General features: G+C 62.6%; 21 protein-coding genes. 10 read left to right on the top strand and 11 right to left on the bottom strand.

The window, feature by feature from the left end; translation table 11 throughout:
- Positions 1 to 25: 25 nt before the first annotated feature.
- Positions 26 to 448 (bottom strand): hypothetical protein, encoded by a 423-nt coding sequence (locus NKH80_RS04655; RefSeq protein WP_352989941.1) that lies wholly within the window; start codon positions 446 to 448, stop codon positions 26 to 28.
- Between the two features lie 156 nt (positions 449 to 604).
- Here NKH80_RS04655 and NKH80_RS04650 point away from each other — a divergent pair, with 156 nt between their 5' ends.
- The 3 genes from NKH80_RS04650 to NKH80_RS04640 all read left to right on the top strand — a co-directional run bounded on the left by NKH80_RS04650 (position 605) and on the right by NKH80_RS04640 (position 3,786).
- Positions 605 to 1,594 carry an L-threonylcarbamoyladenylate synthase gene (locus tag NKH80_RS04650; protein WP_352989938.1) on the top strand — a complete coding sequence of 330 codons (990 nt, stop codon included), beginning with the start codon at positions 605 to 607 and terminating at the stop codon, positions 1,592 to 1,594.
- A 9-nt stretch (positions 1,595 to 1,603) separates the two neighbouring features.
- On the top strand, positions 1,604 to 3,034 hold the full coding sequence (locus NKH80_RS04645) for an FAD-binding oxidoreductase (protein WP_352989935.1): 1,431 nt from the start codon (positions 1,604 to 1,606) through the stop codon (positions 3,032 to 3,034).
- Positions 3,035 to 3,219: 185 nt separating this feature from the next.
- The gene (locus tag NKH80_RS04640) at positions 3,220 to 3,786 is read left to right on the top strand and encodes a DUF6101 family protein (RefSeq protein WP_352989932.1); all 567 of its coding nucleotides are present in this window, start codon (positions 3,220 to 3,222) and stop codon (positions 3,784 to 3,786) included.
- Here the strand turns inward: NKH80_RS04640 and ubiA are convergent, their stop codons facing one another.
- On the bottom strand, positions 3,787 to 4,770 hold the full coding sequence (gene ubiA, locus NKH80_RS04635; RefSeq protein WP_352807811.1) for a 4-hydroxybenzoate octaprenyltransferase: 984 nt from the start codon (positions 4,768 to 4,770) through the stop codon (positions 3,787 to 3,789). It abuts the gene before it with no gap.
- A gap of 156 nt (positions 4,771 to 4,926) precedes the next feature.
- Between ubiA and purD the strand changes: the two genes are divergently transcribed.
- Positions 4,927 to 6,204: a phosphoribosylamine--glycine ligase gene (gene purD / locus NKH80_RS04630; RefSeq protein ID WP_352989930.1), complete on the top strand. Its 1,278-nt coding sequence runs from the start codon at positions 4,927 to 4,929 to the stop codon at positions 6,202 to 6,204.
- A 21-nt stretch (positions 6,205 to 6,225) separates the two neighbouring features.
- Here purD and NKH80_RS04625 read toward each other — a convergent pair whose 3' ends face one another.
- Together NKH80_RS04625 and NKH80_RS04620 are read right to left on the bottom strand one after the other, a co-directional pair.
- Positions 6,226 to 6,903: a glycoside hydrolase family 25 domain-containing protein gene (locus NKH80_RS04625; protein WP_352989928.1), complete on the bottom strand. Its 678-nt coding sequence runs from the start codon at positions 6,901 to 6,903 to the stop codon at positions 6,226 to 6,228.
- A gap of 603 nt (positions 6,904 to 7,506) precedes the next feature.
- Positions 7,507 to 7,737 (bottom strand): hypothetical protein, encoded by a 231-nt coding sequence (locus NKH80_RS04620; protein WP_352701618.1) that lies wholly within the window; start codon positions 7,735 to 7,737, stop codon positions 7,507 to 7,509.
- 225 nt (positions 7,738 to 7,962) lie between these two features.
- Between NKH80_RS04620 and NKH80_RS04615 the strand changes: the two genes are divergently transcribed.
- Both NKH80_RS04615 and NKH80_RS04610 read left to right on the top strand, forming a co-directional pair.
- Positions 7,963 to 9,726, top strand: a complete 1,764-nt coding sequence (locus NKH80_RS04615; RefSeq protein ID WP_352989925.1) for an acyl-CoA dehydrogenase family protein — start codon at positions 7,963 to 7,965, stop codon at positions 9,724 to 9,726.
- Between the two features lie 53 nt (positions 9,727 to 9,779).
- The gene (locus NKH80_RS04610; protein ID WP_352989922.1) at positions 9,780 to 10,532 is read left to right on the top strand and encodes a crotonase/enoyl-CoA hydratase family protein; all 753 of its coding nucleotides are present in this window, start codon (positions 9,780 to 9,782) and stop codon (positions 10,530 to 10,532) included.
- 72 nt (positions 10,533 to 10,604) lie between these two features.
- Here the strand turns inward: NKH80_RS04610 and NKH80_RS04605 are convergent, their stop codons facing one another.
- Both NKH80_RS04605 and pdxH read right to left on the bottom strand, forming a co-directional pair.
- Positions 10,605 to 10,880, bottom strand: a complete 276-nt coding sequence (locus NKH80_RS04605; RefSeq protein ID WP_023674100.1) for a hypothetical protein — start codon at positions 10,878 to 10,880, stop codon at positions 10,605 to 10,607.
- A gap of 266 nt (positions 10,881 to 11,146) precedes the next feature.
- Positions 11,147 to 11,764: a pyridoxamine 5'-phosphate oxidase gene (pdxH, locus tag NKH80_RS04600; protein WP_352470672.1), complete on the bottom strand. Its 618-nt coding sequence runs from the start codon at positions 11,762 to 11,764 to the stop codon at positions 11,147 to 11,149.
- Between the two features lie 39 nt (positions 11,765 to 11,803).
- Here pdxH and NKH80_RS04595 point away from each other — a divergent pair, with 39 nt between their 5' ends.
- A complete protein-coding gene (locus NKH80_RS04595; protein WP_352470671.1) occupies positions 11,804 to 12,265 on the top strand; it encodes an RT0821/Lpp0805 family surface protein in 462 nt (153 codons plus the stop codon).
- Between the two features lie 100 nt (positions 12,266 to 12,365).
- Positions 12,366 to 13,292, top strand: a complete 927-nt coding sequence (locus tag NKH80_RS04590; RefSeq protein ID WP_352501969.1) for a DnaJ C-terminal domain-containing protein — start codon at positions 12,366 to 12,368, stop codon at positions 13,290 to 13,292.
- Positions 13,293 to 13,440: 148 nt separating this feature from the next.
- Here NKH80_RS04590 and NKH80_RS04585 read toward each other — a convergent pair whose 3' ends face one another.
- The 5 genes from NKH80_RS04585 to NKH80_RS04565 form a co-directional block, all read right to left on the bottom strand.
- A complete protein-coding gene (locus NKH80_RS04585) occupies positions 13,441 to 14,103 on the bottom strand; it encodes a hypothetical protein (protein ID WP_352505230.1) in 663 nt (220 codons plus the stop codon).
- A gap of 28 nt (positions 14,104 to 14,131) precedes the next feature.
- Positions 14,132 to 15,313, bottom strand: a complete 1,182-nt coding sequence (locus tag NKH80_RS04580; RefSeq protein ID WP_352505229.1) for a gluzincin family metallopeptidase — start codon at positions 15,311 to 15,313, stop codon at positions 14,132 to 14,134.
- An 85-nt stretch (positions 15,314 to 15,398) separates the two neighbouring features.
- Complete coding sequence (locus tag NKH80_RS04575) at positions 15,399 to 16,067, bottom strand: TfuA-like protein (RefSeq protein WP_352505228.1); 669 nt, start codon at positions 16,065 to 16,067, stop codon at positions 15,399 to 15,401.
- A 61-nt stretch (positions 16,068 to 16,128) separates the two neighbouring features.
- Positions 16,129 to 17,277, bottom strand: a complete 1,149-nt coding sequence (locus NKH80_RS04570; protein ID WP_352701611.1) for a YcaO-like family protein — start codon at positions 17,275 to 17,277, stop codon at positions 16,129 to 16,131.
- Complete coding sequence (locus tag NKH80_RS04565; RefSeq protein WP_352505226.1) at positions 17,277 to 20,444, bottom strand: ATP-binding protein; 3,168 nt, start codon at positions 20,442 to 20,444, stop codon at positions 17,277 to 17,279. The genes NKH80_RS04570 and NKH80_RS04565 overlap by 1 nt, the downstream gene beginning before the upstream one ends.
- Before the next feature lie 500 nt (positions 20,445 to 20,944).
- Here NKH80_RS04565 and fabI point away from each other — a divergent pair, with 500 nt between their 5' ends.
- Both fabI and NKH80_RS04555 read left to right on the top strand, forming a co-directional pair.
- On the top strand, positions 20,945 to 21,763 hold the full coding sequence (gene fabI, locus NKH80_RS04560) for an enoyl-ACP reductase FabI (RefSeq protein ID WP_352476656.1): 819 nt from the start codon (positions 20,945 to 20,947) through the stop codon (positions 21,761 to 21,763).
- Between the two features lie 31 nt (positions 21,764 to 21,794).
- Positions 21,795 to 22,382: a histidine phosphatase family protein gene (locus tag NKH80_RS04555; protein ID WP_352989917.1), complete on the top strand. Its 588-nt coding sequence runs from the start codon at positions 21,795 to 21,797 to the stop codon at positions 22,380 to 22,382.
- Positions 22,383 to 22,403: the final 21 nt, after the last annotated feature.

Below are 22,403 nucleotides of genomic sequence, written 5' to 3'. Positions count from 1 at the left end.
AAAATCATCGCTTGTGCTTCAGGCCCTATTTGGGCTGGTCGGGAGCTGCTAGCGGCGCAGGCTGCGGCGCTGCCGGCTCAGGGGTTTTGCTGGCGACCTTTGGATCGGCCTTGCTGTTCGCGGCGGGCGCGGCAGCGGTGGCCGGCGCGGCTTTCGGCGCGGGCGTTGCAAAGGCATCGCCGACGATACCGCCGCGAATGATCATCGGGCTTCCGTCGAAGCCATGACTCGGCTGGCTCGGGATTGCCGCGACCTTTTCATCGGTGACGTTTTCATTGCCGTCAGGCAACGGCGCGCCGAGCGCGACGATCGACGGTGTTTTCGCCCGTTCGAGCGCGCTGGCACTTACCACCGACGGCGTTGCAGTCGTCTGCCCGACAAAAACGAGCGATGAAGCCTGTGCCGTGCCGGCCATAACCGCCAGGCCAAGCGCGCCAACGATACGCATCGAAAGCATTGTCCAAGAAGACGGCACCCTAGCCGAGGGCAATTGATGCCGGCTTGCGAGGAAACATAGCATTTTAGCGATTTGCGATTCGCCGACGCCTGGGCTTGCCCGCCCGGCGTCGCCGTATTAGGCACCCGCATCCGTGAGGTGACGACAGTGGCTGAAATTCGTGCCGTCGGCGAGGCGATGGAAAGGGCGTTGGCGCTGCTCGAGAGCGGCGATGTCGTCGCCATCCCGACCGAGACCGTCTATGGGCTGGCCGGCGACGCGACCAACGGCGTTGCCGTGGCTCGTATCTTCGAAGCCAAGGGCCGACCTCGCTTCAACCCGCTGATCGCGCATATTGCCGATCCGGCGATGGCCGAGCGCATCGCGCTGTTCGATCCGCTGTCGGAAAGATTGGCGCAGGCATTCTGGCCGGGGCCGCTGACGCTCGTGCTGCCGCAACGGCCCGGCAACGGCATTCATCCGCTGGTCACCGCAGGGCTGGACACCATCGCGCTGCGCATGCCGAAAGGCTTTGGCGGCGAGCTGATCGCCAGGCTCGGTCGCGCGCTGGCGGCGCCCAGCGCCAATTCCTCGGGCAGGATCAGCGCCACGACGGCGGAAGCCGTGGCCGCCGACCTCGGCCCCAGGATCAAGCTGGTGGTCGATGGCGGCGCGACGCCGGTCGGGCTGGAATCGACCATCCTCAAGGTCGAAGCTGGAAAGCTGTGGCTGTTGCGGCCCGGCGGTATTGCCGCCGAAGAGATCGAAGCGGTCGCCGGGGTGAAGTTGCTCCGCGGCGCTTCGGCCATCGAGGCGCCCGGCATGCTCGCCTCGCACTATGCACCAGGTGCGGCGGTACGGCTCAATGCTGCGGAGGTCGCACCGGGCGAAGCCTTGCTGGCCTTCGGCCGCAGCCGTGCCGAAGGCTGGCGCGATGCAGCCGCACTGCGCAATTTGTCGGAGACCGGCGACCTGCGCGAGGCAGCGAGCAATCTCTTCGCCCATCTGCAGGATCTCGATCGCAGCGGCGCCAAAACCATCGCCGTCGAACCGATCCCGTTCGACGGGCTGGGCGAGGCGATCAACGACAGGCTTTCGCGCGCCGCCGCCCCGCGTGACAAGATCGCCCCTCGTGACAAGATGGATTGGGCACCATAGTTTCCACCCATGAACGACATTTCCCTCGACCTCGACCCCGCCGTCGTCGCGCGCTTTGCGGCAATCGTCGGCGACAAATATGCGCTGCGCGACCAGCAGGACATCGCGCCTTACCTCACCGAGCGGCGCGGACTTTGGCATGGCAGGACGGCGCTGGTGCTGAGGCCGGGGACCGTCGAGGAGGTCAGCCGCATCATGCGGCTGGCGACCGAAACCGGCACGCCCATCGTGCCGCAAAGCGGCAACACCGGGCTGGTCGGTGCCCAGGTGCCCGACGCTTCCGGCCGCGAGATCGTGCTGTCGCTGTCGCGGCTGAACCGCATCCGCGAGATCGATACGCTGTCCAACACGGTGACGGTCGAAACCGGCGTCATCCTGCAGACGCTGCAGGAAGCGGCCGATGCCGCCGACCGGCTGTTTCCGCTGTCGCTTGCCGCGCAAGGTTCCTGCCAGATCGGCGGCAATCTCTCCTCCAACGCCGGCGGCACCGGCGTGCTTGCCTACGGCAATGCGCGCGAGCTCTGCCTCGGCGTCGAAGTGGTGCTGCCGACCGGCGAAGTGTTCGACGACTTGCGCAAGCTGAAAAAGGACAATACCGGTTACGATTTGAAGAACCTGTTCGTCGGCGCGGAAGGCACGCTCGGCATCATCACCGCCGCCGTGCTCAAGCTTTTCCCCAAGCCGAAGGGGCGCGAGGTGGCGTTTGCCGGCCTGTCATCCCCGGAGGCGGCACTGTCGCTGTTCAGCCTGGCGATGGACCGTGCCGGGGCAGCGCTCACCGCTTTCGAGCTGATCGGCCAGAGGCCCTACGACTTCACGCTTGCCCACGCACAAGGCGTGGTGCGGCCGCTGGCCGGCGATTGGCCGTGGTATGTGCTGATGCAGATCTCGTCGGGCCGTTCGGCCGACGATGCCAGGGCCCTGATCGAGGAGGTGCTGGAGGCAGGCCTCGAGCAAGGGATCGTCGGCGATGCGGTGATCGCGGCAAGCATGGCCCAGGGCGACGCGTTCTGGAATTTCCGCGAGGTGCTGCCCGAGGCGCAGAAACCGGAAGGTGCCTCGATCAAGCACGACATCTCGGTGCCGGTGGCGTCAATTCCGCCCTTCATCGAGAAGGCCGCCGGCGCCGTGCAGTCGGTCAGTCCCGGCGCACGGGTAGTCTGCTTCGGCCACATGGGCGACGGCAATCTGCACTACAACATCTCCCGGCCGGTCGACGGCGATGACGAGGCGTTTCTCGGCCTTTACCACGTCATGAACAAGGCCGTGCACGACGTCGTGCGCTCGTTTCATGGCTCCATCTCGGCCGAGCACGGCATCGGCCAGTTGAAGCGGGACGAATTGATCGCGACGGCGCCGCCGATGGCAATCGAGCTGATGCGCAGGGTGAAGGCCGCGTTCGACCCGGCCGGCATCATGAATCCCGGTAAGGTTATCTGATCCTTTCGCCGGCCTGCGCCGGTTCGCAATCCGATAACCATCCGTCCCGGATCAGCAAAATTTAACCGACTTTCTTAAGCGCGAGGATAAGAAGCTCGCGCTAATGTTTCTCCACAACGAGGCTGGGAAAACCGGCCCGGAGAACCGGAAACACCGGCTCTCAGGAGAAACAGGAAAGGCACGACATGAACACTGGACTGAAGCCAGTCTGGGCCGGGCGCAATATGCGCCTTGATCCATTCCGCCTGCCGCAGGTGGTGAGCTACGCGACGCGTGACGACTATGGCGACGTTACCTTCACCATCGACCAGCGCGGCGCGGTTATCCGCCGCACGCTGGAGATGAGCGGCGTGCCGGCGATCATCGCTCTGCCCGCCAACGCGTTTCGCGGCGTCGCCGCCCGCGCCATGGAGGATCCGGATGGCAATGTCACAGTGACGCTCGAGCTTCTGCACAACGACCCGATGCTGTCGGTGCCGCTGCTGGTCGCCGACGATCTCGACGATGTCGCCGCCGACTGGCGCGCCTGGGCCGACGCCTACCGCCTGCCGATGCTGCTGATCGAGGCCGACGGCATTGCCCGCACGCTGGAAGAATCGCTTGGCGCCGCCATCAAGGCGCTGCCGGCGCAGGACCGCCGCAAGGGTCGCGTCTCGACCATGCGCCGCCCGCGCTTCCTCGTCCGCCGCCGCGCCGGCGATCTCGGCCTCAGGCTGGTCATCGGCGGCGAGGAGCTGATTTCGCGGGAGTAGCTAAACCAGCGGCTTCAGCGCCACCCAGGCTGCGCCGCCGATCAGCCCGAGGAAGATCAGCCAGCCGACCTGGTTGTTCGATCTGAACAGCCTCAGGCACTGGTCCGGATCGTCGATGTCGAGCACGGCGATCTGCCGCGCCATATGCGCGCCGGCGGCGATCAGCCCGGCGAGCGCCGGCACCGGTGCCTGCGCCGAGGCAAAGGCAATGGCGAAGCAGACCAGCGCTCCGCCATAAAGCCCGGCCAGCCAGGCTTTGGTGTTATCGCCGAACAGGCGCGCCGTCGAGCGCACGCCGACGATGGCGTCGTCTTCCTTGTCCTGATGCGCATAGATCGTGTCGTAGCCGATCACCCACAGAATCGAGCCGATGTAGAGCATGATTGCCGGCCCATCGAGATCGCCGAACTCGACCGCCCATCCCATCAGCGCTCCCCAGGAAAAGGCAAGGCCGAGAACCAGTTGCGGCCAATTGGTATATCGCTTCATGAACGGATAGATGGCGACGATGACCAGCGAGCCGATGCCGAGCGAGATGGCAAAGCTGTTGAACTGCAAAAGCACGGCGAGACCGACCAGTGCCTGCAGGACAACAAACATCCAGGCCTGTCGGCGCGTGACCTTGCCGGCCGGCAGCGGCCGCGAGCGCGTGCGTTCCACCTGGTTGTCGATGTCCTCGTCGACCAAATCATTGTAGGTGCAGCCGGCGCCACGCATGGCGAACGCACCGAGAAAAAACAGCAGCAGATACCAAGGCGACGGCAGCAGCGAGAGCAGCGGATCCGTCGGACGCGGATAGGCGCTCGCGGCAAGTGCAGCCGACCACCAGCATGGCCACAGCAGCAATTGCCAGCCGATCGGCCGGTCCCACCGGGCAAGCTGCGCATAGGGCCACAACCCCCGCGGCAGCGCGCGATAGACCCAGTGGCCGCTCGGCGCATCGGCGACGCGGCCTTGGGCCGCTTTCGACTGGACGGTTTCCATTTTGCTGAAGTGGCAGCAGGGGCGAATGCCGTCAAGCGTCAAGCAGCCCCCGCAGGCTCGCCACGCGCAATCGGCGCTTCGGCAGCCAAATGTCTTGACCCGTCGGGCGCGGCGCAATAGCGCAGTCCTGGTCTTGGAATGACGAGGAATCTGGGCATGCGTGTTTTACTGATCGGCTCCGGCGGACGAGAACATGCGCTGGCATGGAAGATGGCGGCGTCACCGCTGCTGACCAAACTCTATGCGGTGCCCGGCAATCCGGGGATCGGCCGCGAAGCCGAGCTGGTGAGGCTCGATATTGCGGATCACACGGCGGTGGCCCGGTTTTGCCGCGAGAATGAAATAGACCTCGTCGTGGTCGGGCCGGAAGGGCCGCTGGTCGCCGGCATTGCCGACGACCTGCGCGCCGAGGGCATCCGCGTCTTCGGCCCGTCAAAGGCGGCGGCACGGCTGGAAGGATCAAAGGGTTTCACCAAAGACCTCTGCGCCAAATACGGCGTCCCGACCGCCGCCTATGGCCGCTTCGGCGATCTGGCTTCGGCCAGGGCGTATGTCGAGAAGACAGGTGCGCCGATCGTCATCAAGGCCGACGGCCTAGCTGCCGGCAAGGGCGTCACCGTCGCCATGACGCTTGACGAGGCGCGGACCGCGCTCGACGCCTGTTTTGACGGCTCTTTCGGCCAAGCCGGCGCGGAAGTGGTGGTCGAGGAGTTTCTCATCGGCGAAGAAGCAAGTTTCTTCTGCCTGTGCGACGGCACCACCGCGCTGCCCTTCGGCACGGCGCAGGACCATAAGCGCCTCAGTGACGGCGACACCGGCCCGAACACCGGCGGCATGGGCGCCTATTCGCCGGCGCCGGTGATGACGCCGGAGATGATCGACCGAACCATGCGCGAGATCGTCGAGCCGACCATGCGCGGCATGGCTGAAACAGGCGCTCCGTTTTCCGGCGTGCTGTTCGCCGGGCTGATGATTACTGACAAGGGGCCGAAGCTGATCGAATACAACACCCGTTTCGGCGACCCGGAATGCCAGGTGCTGATGATGCGGCTGAAAGACGATCTGCTCGTCCTGCTCAACGCCGCAGCTGACGGCCAACTGGCGCACACCTCGGTGCGCTGGCGCGACGACGCGGCGCTCACCGTGGTGATGGCGGCCAGGGGTTATCCCGGAGCGCCGGAAAAGGGCTCGGTCATCCGCGGCGTCGAGGCGGCGGCGGGTGAGGGCGTCGAGATATTTCATGCCGGCACCGCCATAAACGGCGGCGCACTCGTCGCCAATGGCGGTCGCGTGCTCAACATCACGGCGACCGGCCGCACCGTCGGCGAGGCGCAGAGGAAGGCTTATGCCGCGCTCGACCGGATCGACTGGCCGCAAGGCTTCTGCCGCCGTGACATTGGCTGGCTGGCACTGGCGCGCGAGCAGTCGAACTGACGCTTCAGGCGGCCTCCGGCTTCAGTGCAGGCCGCTGTAGAATTCGGTCGAGACGGTGCTGACCGCACCGGCGGCGGAGACAATTCCAGGGTCCGATGCCGCACGCTTTTCGTTTCGCATCCAGGCAACATATTCGGCAATCCCGCGGGGAAGGCTCGGCGTCGTCTTCGCAGCCGGCATTTGAAAGCCGCTGCTGAAGCTGGCCAAGCGCGCCCTAAATACCGCGACCAGTTGCTCGAGGCTCGGGGGTGCTGCCACGGTGGCGTAGGTCATAGCAGTGCCGGCGAGCCCCGCCTCGCGTGAGAGCGGCACCGGTATCAAGGCGAGATAATCCGGCTGCACGTCGATCAGGCCGCCGAATGGCCACTGCGCGCGCAATTCCGTCGCGTTCATCGGCGCGACGCTGACGTCGATATCGTTGGGTGTGCCCGCGACCCGGTAGGGACAGCGGAATCGGCCGCAATTTGCTCGCGCCGAAAACTGCCAGAGCGCATAGCCCTGCCAGTTGCCCATCGGAAAATGCAGGCCGATGTCTGGCTTGTAGCGCGCATACCACAGCGGCAGCCGGGACAGGAGCGGGTATTTATACTTGTTGTCGGCGATATGCCGGGCTGTCGTGCCGTTGGTGTAGAGCACCGGAAAGCGGCCAACCCGACGATGCACATGGCGCACGAATTCCTCGGCATCCTCGAGCGACATCCATTGGTGGGATCATCGTCCTCGATATCGAGGGCAAGCAGGTCATCCGGCCCGGGTTTCACGAAATTGATGAAATTATTGGCCTGTCCCACGGGGTTGCCGGGGCGGGCGAGATGATAGGCACCCCATTTCAGGCCCAGTGCCTTGGCCACCACCTTGCGCGTCTGGAACAGTTCCTGTGCCATCGCATGGCGTTTCCAGAGCGTCTTGCACAGCCGCAGCTCGGTCTCGTCGCCGAAACAGAAATAGGGTGGCGGCATTCCGTCCGATGCCTTGTTGATGAAGCCGACAAGACGCTTGTCGGCGGCTAGCCGGGTCCAGTCGATGGAATTATATTCGTAGGCGTCGACGACCAGCGCTCGGTCCGCATCCTTCCAAGGTTCGGAGAAATCCGAGGCCTTTGCCGGCGTCAGCGCCAGCGTCATCGCCGCCGCGACAAGGAGAAGCGCTGAGCGGACAAGGGGGCGCGCCGGCGTTTTCAAGCAGCAGATCCTTGCTGGCCAAAGCCAAATCCTGAACCGCCATGGTTAAGGAAATGCTCTCGATCGCGGCCCGGGGACGCCACGGCTCGGACAGCTTCTCCGTCGATGGTTTTGATGGTCGTCAATGTCGAGAGCGGGTTTGAAACGGGTCGGGCGCCGGCACTTGCGACAGCGTTCCCGCCGTCTCGCGCTTACGGTGATGGGCGAGCGAGCATTGCGGCGAGCACAATATGCCGCGATCAGACCAATAGGCTGCTCCGTTCTCCATCTTACCTTCGTGATAGCAAAAACCGGTCGCCCGGTAGGGCAGGCCGCATTCGATGCAGCGATAGGCGTCAGGTCTGGCGAGCACGGGCGGTCCGATCCGGTATTCCTGATTCCGCCGGTCGAACTTATCCCGGCTTTTGGCGAATTTAGCCTGCGTCGCAGCAATTGGCAAAATCCGCGTGACAAAGTTTGACGTTTACGTAAAAAGAAGATCGCCAGGGAAGCCGAAAGCAGATGATTTTGCCTCGGCACGGGTCTTAAATAGACCCTTCCGGACTGAGGGCGGCCGGACGGAGGAGGAGCGAGCGCCATGTATCGGGCACCGGTCGAGGAAATCGCCTTCACCCTGAAGCATGTCGCCGGCTTGAAGCCGGCGCTCGATGCCGGCACCTTTGGCGAACTCGGCGAGGACCTCGTCGACGCCATTCTGGCCGAGGCCGGCCGCTTCGCCAGCGAGGAGGTGGCGCCGCTCTACACGATCGGCGACCGGCACGGCGCGGTGCTCAACGGCGCTGCCGTCACTACCCCGCCCGGCTGGAAGGAACTTTATCGCGGCTGGATCGGCGGTGGCTGGAATGCGCTGTCGGCGCCGGAAGCGTATGGCGGCCAGGCGCTGCCGGCCATGCTCGGCGTCGCCGCGCTTGAAATGTGGAACTCCGCGTCGATGGCGTTCGGCATCGCCCCGACGCTGACCATGGGCGCGGTCGAAGCACTCGACAAGCATGGCTCGCAGGCGCTCAAGGCCAAATATCTGGAAAAACTGGTCTCCGGCGAATGGATGGGCACCATGAACCTGACCGAACCGCAGGCAGGCTCGGACCTGAATGCCTTGCGAACCCGCGCCGAACCGGCCGGCGACGGCACCTACCGCATCTTCGGGCAAAAGATATTCATCACCTATGGCGAGCACGATTTCACCGACAACATCATCCATCTGGTGCTGGCGCGGCTGCCGGACGCACCGCCCGGTACGCGCGGCCTGTCTTTGTTCCTGGTACCGAAATTCCTCGTCGGAGACGATGGCGCGCTGGGCGCACGCAACGACGTCTTCTGCTCCGGGCTGGAGCACAAACTGGGCATCCACGCTTCGCCGACCTGCACGATGATCTATGGCGATGGTTTCGAAGGCGCTACGCCCGGCGCGATCGGCTGGCTGGTCGGCGAGGAGAACAAGGGCCTCGCCTGCATGTTCACCATGATGAACAATGCGCGCCTTGCCGTCGGCATGCAGGGCGTGGCGGTCGCCGAGGCGGCGATGCAAAAGGCGCTCGCGTATGCAAACGACCGCCGGCAAGGCAAGGCGGCGAGCTATCGCGGTGCCGGCATGGCGCCGATCGTGCATCACCCCGACATCCAGCGCAGTCTTCTGACCATGAAGGCGCTGACCCAGATTGCCCGCGCCATCTGCTATTCCTGCGCCCACGCCATCGATCTCGCGTCGCGGAGCGAGGATGCAAAGTACTGGCAGGAGCGCGCCAATCTGTTGACGCCGCTGGCCAAGGCGTTTTCCACCGATGTTGGCGTCGAGGTCGCCTCGCTTGGGCTGCAGGTGCATGGCGGCATGGGGTTCATCGAGGAGACGGGGGCAGCAGCGCTTTATCGCGACGCGCGCATCGCGCCCATCTACGAAGGCACCAACGGCATCCAGGCGATCGATCTGGTGACGCGCAAGCTGCCGCTCGGCGGCGGTCGGCATGTGCATGGCTACATCGCCGAGCTCAAGGCCGTCGCCGATGCGGTGCGAGCGTCGAACCTTGAGGGCTTTGGCCGCACCGCCGATCGCCTCGACCAGGCGCTTGATGACCTGTCACAGGCGAGCCGTTCCCTGCAAGACCTGCAGGCCGAAGGCCGTCCGGACCAGGCGTTGGCCGGCGCCACACCTTATCTCAGGCTGATCTCGCTTGCCGCCGGCGGCGCCTATCTGGCGCGCGGCGCGCTTGCCGACCAAAGCCGCATCGCGCTGTGTCGGTTCTTCGCCGAGAACCTGCTTGGCGAAGCGGGCGCGCTCAAGGAGCGCGTCATCGGCGGCGCCGACAGCCTTGCCGTTGCCGGCAAAGCGCTGATTTCAGCCTGACGTTCGCACGCGCCGAAATTCACAAAGGCCCGAAATTCACAAAGGACCAATCCGTGACAGACCACATCCTCGTCGAACGCCAGGGTGCCATCCAGATCATCCGCATGAACCGTCCGGACAAGAAGAACGCCCTGACCCGCGCCATGTACGCGACGATGTCGGCGGCTCTTGCCGGCGGCGACGCCGATCCGGCAATCCGCGTCCATGTCTTTCTCGGCGTGCCCGGTGCCTTCTCGTCCGGTAACGATCTTGCCGATTTCATGGTCGTCGCCTCGGGCGGCGAAGGCGGTACCGAAGTCTGGGATTTCCTGATGGCGCTGGCCAAAGCGGAGAAGCCGATGGTTTCCGGCGTCGACGGCATTGCGGTCGGTATCGGCACCACGCTCAACCTGCATTGCGACCTGACCTTCGCCACGCCGCGCACAATGTTCCGGACGCCCTTCGTCGATCTCGGCCTTGTGCCGGAGGCAGGATCGAGCCTGCTCGCACCGCAGATCCTTGGCCGGCAAGGCGCCTTCGCGCTGCTTGGCCTCGGCGAGGGCTTTTCGGCCGAGCGCGCCAAGGCCGCCGGGCTGATCTACGAGGTGGTCGAGGAAGAGGCACTCGAAGCATCGGTATTGGCGGCGGCGGGCCAGATCTCGGCCAAACCGCCGCAAGCGCTGAAGATCGCGCGCGACCTGATGCGCGGCTCGCGCGACGCCCTTGTCGAGCGCATCGGCCAAGAAAGCCAGCATTTCCGCGAGCGGCTCAAATCCGACGAGGCCCGCGCAGCCTTGACGGCCTTCATGACCAGGAAGAAGGCCTAGACCTTCTGGCCTTGTCTCGCATCGTGGACCCGCCGGCAGCAACCGGCGGGTTTTCTTGCCATGATCTCTTTGTCACATCGCCATTTTTTTACATTCGGCCTGGGCCTTTGCCGAAGACGTGTCGATCATGAATGTCTTGCCTTTGGCGTCGGTCATCAACATCATGCAATGCTTGATCGGTTTCGCCATTTTCATCATTTCGGCGCTCATCTTCGCGTCGGGCATCATGGTGCCCATATGCCCATCGGGCATGATCGCCATGACCTCCCCACCCTTCATCACCGTCATTGTCCCCATCGCATCCTCCGCAAAGGCCTGCGAAGCGAAGAGACAGGCAAGACCGGCCATCGTGACCAACCTGAGTGAATGCATTGTTTCCTCCTGAATTTGCGCCAGCGGCGCGTTGAGCCCTTTCCTGGTTCGTTCCGGCAAGCTGGAACGTTTCACGCACACGAGATCGTGATCGTGGGAATTGGAAATCCGCCAGAAGCGGCCCGGCCTTGGCCGCCTTCATGACTAGGAAGAAGGGCTGAAAAAATGGGCGCCGGTGCGGAAGCTGCCGATCTGCCCCACAAGGGCCCACAAGGGGGAGATCGGCGCTCCACCGTCGTGCCCTACGGATAAAGCCTCATTTTGTCCCAGCCGCCCTCGGCGTTGCGCGAAAACACGACACGGTCGTGCAGCCGGAACGGACGGTCGTGCCAGAACTCAATGCTCTGCGGCACGATGCGAAAGCCCGACCAGTGTTTTGGCCGCGGGATCTCGCCGATCGCGTGGCGCGCCGTATATTCGGCAACCGCCTTTTCCAGCGCGAAGCGGCTTTCCAGCGGCCGCGACTGCTTGGAGGCCCAGGCGCCGATGCGGCTGCCGCGCGGACGCGTCGCATAATAGGCATCGGCTTCGGCGTCGGTGACAATCTCCACCGGGCCCCGCGCCCGCACCTGCCGGCGCAGAGATTTCCAGTGGAAGCACATCGCTGCTTTCATGCTGCCAAGGATCTCGCGGCCCTTGGCGCTCTCGAAATTCGTGTAGAAGACAAAGCCACCCTCATCGAACCCCTTGAGCAGCACCATTCGCACATTCGGCATGCCCTCGGCATCGACCGTCGCCAGCGCCACGCTGTTGGGGTCGTTGATCTCGCTCTTCGTAGCGTCGTCGAGCCACGCCGCAAAAAGCCGGAACGGCTCCGCCGCCTCGGTAAAGTCACCGCTTGTTAACCCGGTTTCGCTCATAGTTTTCCCAAATTTGTCGCCGGCTGGGGAGATTGCCGATTGTCGCGTATCGCGCAAGCTTTTGACAGTGGGCAATGGAGCGTTATCGCTTCGGCCAGCGCCAAAGCCATGATCGTGACAATCATCCTGCCGCTTGCCGCCTGTGGCGGGGGCGGCTTCAGCCTGGAGCAGGCGGAGGTGGACCGCTCGATACTGACCTCGAGCACGCCGGCCTCAGTCACGCCGCTCGATCAGGACCGCGCTTCCGACCAGGCTACGATCCGCAACGCCGTGTCCTCCGCCGACGTCGAGCAACTGGCCGGGCAGGCCATTCCCTGGGCGAATGCCGACACCGGCTCGCGCGGCTCCATCACCGAGCTCGCAGAATTCAGGGCTAACGGTGAGACATGCCGTCGCTTCACCGCGTCGCGCGAGAGCTTCGACGGCGTCGCGCTGTTCAAAGGCGAAGTATGCCTGGCCGGCGGCAGCGCCTGGCGAATGCAGGACTTCAAGGCGCTCTGATTTTCCGCCGGCTATATAGCGGTAAGCCACTGGAATTTCTTCCTATGCAAGCGCATATAGGAGGCGATCATGGAACCACTCCTTCTCCAGGGCAGTAAGCATGCGCGACCCCTATGAGGTGCTGGGCGTTGCCAAGAACGCATCGGCCAAGGACATAAAATCGGCGTACCGGAAGCTCGCCAAGAAGTATCATCCGGACCAGAATCCGGATCCCAAGGCAAAGGAGCGTTTTGCCGCCGCCAATCAGGCTTACGAGATCGTCGGCGACGAGAAGAACCGGGCGGCTTTCGATCGCGGTGAGATCGACGCCGAAGGCAAACCGCGGTTTCAGGGTTTCGAGAGTGCGGCCGGCGGCGCCGATCCTTTCGCCGGTTTCCGCCGGCAGCAAGGGCCGGGCGGCGCGCATTTCGAATTCCGCACGGGCCGTCCCGGTGGTGACCCGTTCGACGGCAACAGCGACATCTTCAGCCAGATCTTCGGCGATGCTTTCAGCCAGCAGCGCGGCGCCGGCACGGGCGGCCGCCGTCAGGCGCCGACGGCCGCAGATCTCAACGTGACGCTGGACGTCACCATCGAGGAAGCCGCCACCGCCGAGAAAGTGACGGCGATGTTCCCCGACGGCCGCAAGATGGCGGTCAAGTTGCCGGCCTATGTCGAGGACGGCCAGACCATCCGGTTGAAAGGCCAGGGTGAGCAAGGACCGGGGCAGCCGGGCGATGCGCTGGTCAAGATCCGTTTCCGCCGGCACCCGCGCTACCGCGTCGAGGGCCGCGACCTGCATGTCGACCTGCCGGTAGAACTGGCCGATGCGGTGCATGGCGCCAAGGTGGCAGTCGAAACCCCGACCGGCAGGATTGCGGTCAACGTCCCCCCTTGGTCGAGCTCGGACAAGGTTCTGCGGCTGAAGGGCAGGGGCCTGCCGGAAAAGGCCGGCGGTCACGGCGACCTCTACGCGCACGTGCGGCTGATGCTGCCGGAAGGCGGCGACGCCGAGCTAGAGGCGCTGATGCGCCGGCGAAAGCGCTGACGGTCGAAAAGGCCGGCGCTTGACGTCGTAAGCGGGCGTGAGTGGTTTCATGCCGCGTCGGTTATTGACAGGAAACGAGCAACCAGCGCCACTGGGCTGGCCGACCACAACTCGCGATCGGCCATGCGCGCACTAGATCTAGCGTCTATCAGTCGCCAAGTCTTCCCCCGCGGTGCCCCATCATCATTCGGGACGCGTACATTGTGGGCGAGCTTTTGCCCGGTAGATTCGCGTCAAGAACAATCTGCTCGACGAAACCCTGATTCACTTCAATCTCCACGCATTTGTCGAGCTTATCAACGATCCAGACGGCGTATCCTTCACTCTCCTTGGATTTATAGTTGGAGTCGTCTTCAGGAATATCTGCCTCCGGATTTGCTGGAATTAACATTACCTTGGGCTTCGGGAGATCATAAGTATGACCCTCGTAGGCATATCCAAATATTACACCGCAACTAAGTATTTCTTTATCACCATTTGTCGGGTTTATATCAATCGCCCCAAGCATAAGCATAAACCTATTTACGATAGAATTAACAAACACATAACTGCTATTGTTAGGTGGGGTTTTACTAAGATATTTCTTAAACCGTAAAATTCTTTTGTCATCAGGATCGCCGTCATCGAGTATCTTTGCTATTATTATAGAATGATTCTTGTATTTTCCTGTTATTGGCTCCAATGTCTTTTTCTTTTTGCTGGATATAGGAAGACCAAGACCAGGTATTCCATAGAGGCGCACTTGTGTGGCGTTAAATGCTCCATGGGGATCTTTCGTGGTGTAAGTCGGTCGATGAAAATCGTCGCTCATGTTGTTACCCTCCGTTGCAATCACCAATTCATAAAATTTCCCGCCACCTGAAATTCTCTTCGAAGCTTGCCGCTATGGCCGGGCGGATGCGGTCGGACACTTCGATGATGGTGGAGGCTGCGACTGCGAATGTGAGATGATCGGCATCGAGGCGTGTCCACGCGCGCGCAAGCCCAAGCGCGACATCGTCGCGCGCCTTGATTAGCTCGGTCTTAAAAAGGAACGGACGGGCCCGGAATGCATCGCCCGTGAAGTCGGAGATGTGCCGCATGTCGGCTTCGCCAACCTGCCTGATGTCGAAGCCAAGCAGGCGCTCGTCGGCCAAGCCCTGCCGCACCAGGCCGGCATGGTAGAGATCGACCAGAGTATCGAACACCGCTCCCGTGAATGGGCGAGACCGGTCATGAATCTCTTCGGTCACTTCCGTCATCTTGCGCGAGTTACTGGCAAGGCGGATCTGGCGGTCGCCCGTCAGTTCGGCGATGCGGTTGAGCTCGTTGAGGACAAGCAGGTTTGCCTGGCTGTGCCGTAACAATCGATCCATCCCGCTGTCGAAATGCAGGAACGAAAGCAGCGAAATAAGATCGGCGTTGGCTTCGTGGAACGGCCCGAAGTCGCCGTCCTGCAGGCCTTGCGTGGGCACTCCGAAGAGAGAAAAGAGTATGGCGTGACCCATTTCGTGCGCGATCACGTCGAAGTTGAGGGCGTACGGATGGCCGCGCCCGTCGGCTCCACGCTCGCGGCCAAGCTCCAGATATCCAAACCCCGATTGCGCATTCTCCCAGTCAAGCCAGGGAATGATCTCAAGCCGCTCGTATGTTTCGGCGAAGTACCAGACAATCGGCTTGCCCAGATAGCTTTCCCAGATGTCCAGCACCCGGCTCGCGGCCGCGAACGCATGCGCTGCCAGGAACTGGCGCGACTGAAGAGAGAGGTGGTCGAAATGACCATCAAGGCCGGGTTCGGCTGGTGGGAAATACGCGCCAACAAAGGGCGGCAGGTAAGGATACTCGTACGGCTGCTTGTCCAGCACGGGATCACGCACGTATATGCGATGATCCTCCGGGCCCGGATGGATCAAACCAGGCGATGTTGAAATCCAGACCGCCTCGGGTTTCTCGTACCCAGAAACGTGAGGCGCTTGTGGGTATAGCAGGAAGCGCGTTCCAGCCGACATCCCCGCCCGACCGGCGACATCGAGCGCGTTCAACTGCGCGGCCCCTCTCATAGTCGGCAACACTAGCACGAAGCCTGCACTTCGTAAATTGCACCAGGTATCACCGGCAACTCTGTCGTCAGATTGCTAAGCCGGCGTCCTCCAAATCCTGGACAAACGCGACCGTCATTCTGAAATTCTTCAATTCCGCCGGCACCAATGCCTTTTCTCTCATAAGTTGCAGAGCCGACAGTGCGTCGCGTTTCTTTTGCTGAACGAAAGCTCCTGCGAGAATTTGCCGGCAGGCTTCGATATCATGGTCACCGGCTTCCGGTAATGTCTCGCGGACCATTCGCGACAGCGTACGTTCCCTAAAATTGAGGTTCCGGGCCGTATTCCCAAGCTTTCCTGACAAATCGGTGGAGATCAGGTTCCGCCTCCAAGCGGCGCGGACGGTTATTCGCAAATCAACCAAAGCGTGCGTTAGTGGCGAAAAATTCACCGCCTTCGGACCGTACAGCACTGCCACTGCGTCATCAGGCAGGAAAGCGAAGCGGCGATACCATCGATAGATAAGGCCAACGCCGTGCATGTACGGGTAAAGCTCGGCGGCTCGCAAGGCTCCCATGCTTCCCGCACCAATTACCGGGATGGCCTGGCTGATCGCCCACAGTATCTCCTTGTGCCTCACTGCCGGCTCAGCCTGGAAAGCGCCGTCTATGATGACAATTGCAGCCGGGTCATAACGCTGCACCGCGGCTATGATCGAGCCTTGTACCGCGGGCGCCAGGCAGATCACGTCGGCCACCTGCTGTGCCTCTGGATGCGATAGCGTGGGGCCGGTGAAAACGAGCCGAGGTCGCATCCGGTCACTCCACTAAAGGGTACAATTGCGGGATAACTATCCTGACGGCCGACAGTCGGTTCCAAGGGCTGGTGTTGAGGCGGATCAGATACACCGCGCTGATTCCGCTTTCCTCCAGTCGTGCGAGAAGGCTGCCACGCAAGGTCTGCCCGCTCGCCGCTCGATCGGCAGGCTGGCGGGCGAAACTCACGTCCTTGCGGCCGCCGGTGATCAGCTGGCGGTGCGCCTCGATAAGCTGCCAGTCGGGATATTTCGGATAAGACGCCCGGGTCATGTCGTCGCGCGCACCCGAGATCGCCGCAAGCCGCGCCTGCGCCGCCTCATGGATCGCTTGGACGGCAGCTGCCGCCGGATCGAATGCAGCGGCCGAGCCGTCGGCCGGCAGATGGAGCAATGCCGTCTCTCGAGGATTGCTCTCCATCAGATGGCACCAAATCACAGGCAGGCCAACAGGCGACGGCGCGAGCCAAAGGCCGACGATCATGTCTTTTCGTGCGAGTTCATCCAATAAAGCCAAGACCCTTGCGTCATCGATGGTCGCTGGATCGATTCGCTGGTGTTGCAGAAAACCATGCGTCTTGAGAGCGCGGGCGATCGCATCGCGTTCGACGCATTCCAATATGCCGTGTGTGATGGCGTCTGCTTCATCAAGCGCGGCCGCCAGTCCGGTTGTGGTTGGCGTGAAAATTCCGTCACAGGGGCTGGGCGGTACGAGATAGGCCGTGTGCACCAATTCCAGCGGAACGAAGTCGCGGCCGCCGCCCAGCAGGTTCTCCGCCTCCATCCAAGCGATTTTTCGGCCGCGCCAATCAGCAGGGGCGGGCTCTCGCAGCCACGTCTCAAATCGCCCGTAGGGTATGCCGAGTAAAGTGGCCGAAGCGTAAGCTGCATCAAGATATTCGATGCGCTCGGCGAAAAAGCTCTCAGCGGATTCCAAAATGGCCGATATGGCAGCGCGAGCCAGGCTGGCACCCTTTCCCTGCGCGACCGCGTTTGAAAACGAGAACGGCCTCGTTGCCTGCACGACCGGGATGCCGACACGGTCCAGGCCGGTAATGTCCGCAATACGGGTGATGCCCAACGCTTGTCGCATCGACATCAGATACGTCAGCGCTTCGTCTGCCGGAGGACCAAGGCGCTCATATTGTTCCACTATCGGCTGGCCCGCAGTTCCGGCTCAGGGTTGACGATCAGCGGTTCGCCGGGCTCAACCGACTTCCTTGCCGCTTCGATACGGTCGTTGTAGCTCCGAAGCAGGACGGGCGAGAGATTTGACACGCTGAGCGTCTCGTAGGCCGCGATGAGGATGGGCACGGCATTTTGCTCGGCTGCAGTATTGAGGCTCTTCTCAAGGGCAGCTGCCACCTGGCCAGCTGCCGCGCCGTCAAGGACGAGAAGTTGTGCAATTCGCCGATGTAGTTCCGCCAGCCAATATCGACTGCCACCCGCCTCGGCCTGCGCCACCGCCGAATGAAGCAGGGCAAGCGCGCCACTGATCTCACCCGAGCGCGCGAGAAGTTCCGCCAGCATGCCGCAATAGACGGGCTCGTCCTCAGGTGTCTGCACTTGTCCATGCAGGCCGAGGGCCTCACGCATCTTGTCCTTGCCCCGCTCGAGGTGGCCAGCGTTGCCATCGCACCAGCCCTCGAAGATTTGTGCCGAGACGACTAGCGAAGGCAGGTGATGAAGCGCGGTCAGCTGCCGCAGATCCTCAATCACGTCACGCAACGAAGCGAAGTCGCGGCGATAGCAACTCAGCATCGCGCCGTTGATACAGGCATGCGCGATGCTGCTGACATGGCCAGTCTGCTGAGCCCAGCGGCGGGCCTCCGACATGGAGCGGAGAGCGCTCGTTGCACGTCCCGAGAACCACAGCGACAGTGCACGATGCGCCAAGCCGCACACGCGCGCGTCGTGCCCCCCAAAACGCGTGGCATTCGCGTGCCCCTGGCCCACGTCATAGTGCGGCAATCCAGCATCAACCGCGGCTATGCATCCTCCATGGTCTCCGCGATTGAAATCGACTGCCCACAAGCAGTGCCTAGCCTGAAGCTGAATCTCGGGGTCGTTAACCTCCTTTAGATCACTGACGACGGCCTGCGCCCGCTCGCCATCAACGACCGAACCCGTGAACCACCAACCCCAATAGATCGGGAACCACTTGGCGCGCTCCGCTATCGGCCGACGCCGTGCGATATTTACGCCTTCGTCGTAGAGCCTGCGGGCGTGCTCGGAATTTGGCCCTTCGACAGCGGTCAATATCGGCCCGAGCGCCACCATCGCCGAGAGCCGCAGCGCATCCCGTTTGTCATGATCAGAAACCTGCCCGCAAAGCGCAATGGCATGCTCGAGCAGCTGCCTTGCCTCAGCCATAGCCGAGCGGGACGAGCTTTCCATGCCGGCATTGACGAACTCGCCGATCGCTTCGTCAAGCAGGCCACCTCGCTCAGCATGATCGGCAAGAGCTGCCGTTGTTAGCCAGCCAACGAGGCTGCGGTTGCCACTAGCCACCGCATAAAGACGCTGATGCAGGGTCCGGCGCCGTTTCCGTAGTGTTCCACTATAGATCGTTTCTTGGATAAGCGCATGCCGAAACGCGTACACTGTTGCTGCTGCATGCCTGGCGCGTACGAAGCCAGCCTCGGCCAGGGCATTGAGCGCCGCAGAGATTGTGCCCGGGTCAAATTCCGGCAAGAGCGCCGACAGCAAGTCCAGGCTGAATCTGTTGCCGGCGACGGCGGCCGCGCGCGCCACCTCGCGGGCGCGGCCGAGAGGCTCGAGCCGGGCGTCCAACACTGTTTCCAACACCGCCGCGCGGCCGAGCGAAACACCCTGTGGCAGGTGCTCAGTACCGCTAGCGGCATTCTCCGCCATCCATTGGCAAACCTCCTCGATGAACAGGGGTACACCGCCGGTGACGCGCTCGACCAACTCTATCAGCTCAGGCGCGGGCGCTCGCTTGCCCTGAGGCCACATCGTCGCGATTGCCCGCAAGGTGTCGGCATGCTCAAGGGGAGCGAGCAGGACATGCTTGCTTTTTTCATCCAGCCAGTCGCCAGATCCCGGCCTCGTCGTTGCGATCAAGAGCACGGGGCAACTAGGAACCAGTTTTGCAAGTTCACCCAGCAGTTGCTTCGACGTAAGGTCGATCCAGTGAATATCCTCAGCGATCAAGATCACTGGGCCACTGGCGCACGTTGCTTGTAACGCATGGCGCGCAGCCCAACCGGCTTTCTCTCGGATCACTTCCGGATCCATCTCATGGAAACCGGACCTCGCGCCTTCCACGCCGAGCAGAAAAGAAAAGATGTCGACGACTTCGGCGTCGTGAATGTCATGTGCTGCGAACACCTCTGCTACAAGCGCAGGGGTGAGTGCACGCTCGCCGTCGTCGAAATTGCCCAGCATCGCCTGCCGCAGTGGATACAGCGTCGAACGCGAGTCGCCTGGCATACATTGGAAGAGGAGCAACCTGTTGCGTTGGAAGCGCGTTCGCCGGCGCACCTCGTGTAGGATGCGCGACTTGCCAATGCCGGCCTCGCCCTCGATCACTACGACTTGGCCACGTCCCGAAACGGCCTCATTCCAACATTCGTGGATCAGCTCGGCCTCATCCGTACGGTCGACCAAGGGGCTGGTGAGGCGTCCGAACGCGGAGAAACGGTCTACCCCCCGCTTGTGACTCAGCGCCTGCCAGACCTGCTCGGGTTGCGCGAAGCCTTTGATGACGTGAGAACCGTAGAAGCTAAATACGTGTGAGCGCCGTGCCAGATTACGCGTCTCGTTGCACACGACGACGGTATCCGGCCGGGCAATTGCCTGCAGCCTGGTTGCCAGCGCAAATGCAGGGCCGGTTACCGTGTCCTGCGCTACAGCGGTGTCGCCCTTCAGGATTAGCGTCATCGAGGTCGCCACGCCTACCCTTACATGCAGGTCGCTCCTCCCTTTCTCCGCGGCAAGGAGCTTGCACGCCCTGACGATCCCAAGCCCGGCGCTGATCGTCAGCGACGCCGCATCCTTCGCACCCAGATCGACTGGGAACACAGCGACGCCGCCGTCGCCGACCTCGACCGTCACGGTTCCGGAGCACGATACAATCGCTTCCTTGGCGGCCATTTGAAACGCCAAGATAAGTTCCTCAAAATCTTCGATGCCGAGCAGGCCCAGCAGCTCGGTGGAGCCTACGAGATCGTAGCAAAGAGCGGTTAGTATGCGCCGTTCGTGACGGGTCTCGACACCGTCATCCATCAACCCTTTGCCGATCGGAAGGCGCGAGCCAGTCCCCGCCTTCGGAACATCAACTCGGCTCTTATGCGACATGTCACCCTCGCTGACAGGGCATACTATCAAAAGTATGACAGAGCACAAATTACTGAGCGGCGATCGCCGGAAGGTGCGACGGCTGCTCAGGACCTCTCGCCTGTGGGTTGGCGGACTCAACGTCAAATTTTTTGTCCAAAGGCAGACATTCGACGGCCTAAGCCCAGACGTCCGCTCCCGGCGCACCGCAAAGCGGTCGTCCACGGCCCAAAGTATGGAAGTCGGCTCGGGGTCATGACCGTGACTTCGGCCGCTGGCCAACGAAACTTCCGCCAAAGGGTCATCTTCCGCCGTGACACCGATACTGGCGTCGGATTTTTCCACTGGCCCACGGCTGCAAGGTCAAAGCGCTACAGCGTCCTTTGCGCGCCCGAAAGGACGCGCGGCTCTGTAGACCAGCGGCTTTGTCCCCCGAACTGTCCGCTTTGAACGCTTGAAGGGGCACTGTGGCTGTGCGATAGGCACTCCACAAAGCAGAGAACCTTGCGGAGAGCGCTGACATGGCGGGTGAACGGGGCCTTATGGCCGGCAAGCGCGGCCTTATCCTTGGCATCGCCAACAATCGCTCGATCGCTTACGGCATCGCCAGGGCCTGTGTCGATCACGGCGCCGAGATCGCGCTGACTTATCAGGGCGAGGCGTTCAAGAAACGTGTCGAGCCGCTCGCGGCGGAACTGGGCGCGCATGTCGCGGGCCATTGCGATGTGACCGACCCGGCCAGCCTCGATGCGGTGTTCGCCGATATCGCCAGCCATTGGGGCAAGCTCGATTTCCTCGTCCACGCTATCGCCTTTTCCGACAAGGACGAGCTGACCGGCCGCTATGTCGAGACGACGCGCGATAATTTCCTGCGCACCATGGATATTTCGGTCTATTCCTTCACGACCATTGCCAAACGTGCCGAGGCGCTGATGACCGACGGCGGCTCGCTGCTGACGCTGACCTATTACGGCGCGGAAAAGGTGATGCCGCACTACAACGTCATGGGTGTCGCCAAGGCGGCACTCGAAGCCAGCGTGCGCTATCTGGCCGTCGATCTCGGCGCCAAGAAGATCCGTGTCAACGCGATCTCCGCCGGCCCGATCAAGACGCTTGCCGCATCCGGCATCGGCGATTTCCGCTATATCCTGAAATGGAACGAATACAATTCGCCGTTGAAGCAGACGGTCACGCAGGAGGAGGTTGGCGATTCCGGCGTCTATTTCCTGTCCGACCTTTCGCGTGGCGTCACCGGCGAGATCCATCATGTCGATTCCGGCTATCATGTCGTCGGCATGAAGGCGGTCGACGCGCCGGATATTTCGACGGTCAAGGACTGACGCCACCGCCTGACCTCCTCCGGAAGACCTGATGTACCCGCTCGTCTATATCGTGCGCCACGGCCAGACGGCGTGGAACGCCGAGGCCCGGCTGCAGGGGCAGGCCGATACCGACCTCGACGAGCTTGGCCGCGAGCAGGCTAGCCGCAACGGGCGCAGGCTGGCCGAACTCATCGACAAGCCCGAGGATTTCGACTTTGTCGCCAGCCCGATGCGGCGCACGCGCGAGACGATGGAGCGCCTGCGCGCGGCGATGAAGCTCGATCCGCACGCCTATCGTACCGAGCCGCTGCTCGTGGAATTGAGCTTTGGCGACTGGCAGGGTTTCACCTTTGCCGAACTCGAGGCGAACGATCCCGGTTCGACCAGGCACCGACGCCTCGATAAATGGAACTTCCAGCCGCCCGGCGAAGGCGCCGAAAGCTACCAGATGCTGCTCGAACGGGTGAAGCCGTGGTTCGACGCGCTCGATCGCCAGACGGTCTGCGTGACCCATGGTGGCGTCATGCGCGTAATGTTCCGCTTGGTACTGGGGATGTCCGAACAAGATGCGGTCAGCATGGAAGTGCCGCAGGACCGCGTGCTCAGACTGGACGGCCGGCGCCTGGAGTGGCTTTGAGACCGATGACGTATGTTGAGA

It is taken from the genome of Mesorhizobium sp. M0904 (assembly GCF_040319475.1).
Lineage (GTDB): Bacteria > Pseudomonadota > Alphaproteobacteria > Rhizobiales > Rhizobiaceae > Mesorhizobium.
This window is presented reverse-complemented; position numbering and strand designations above follow the sequence as displayed.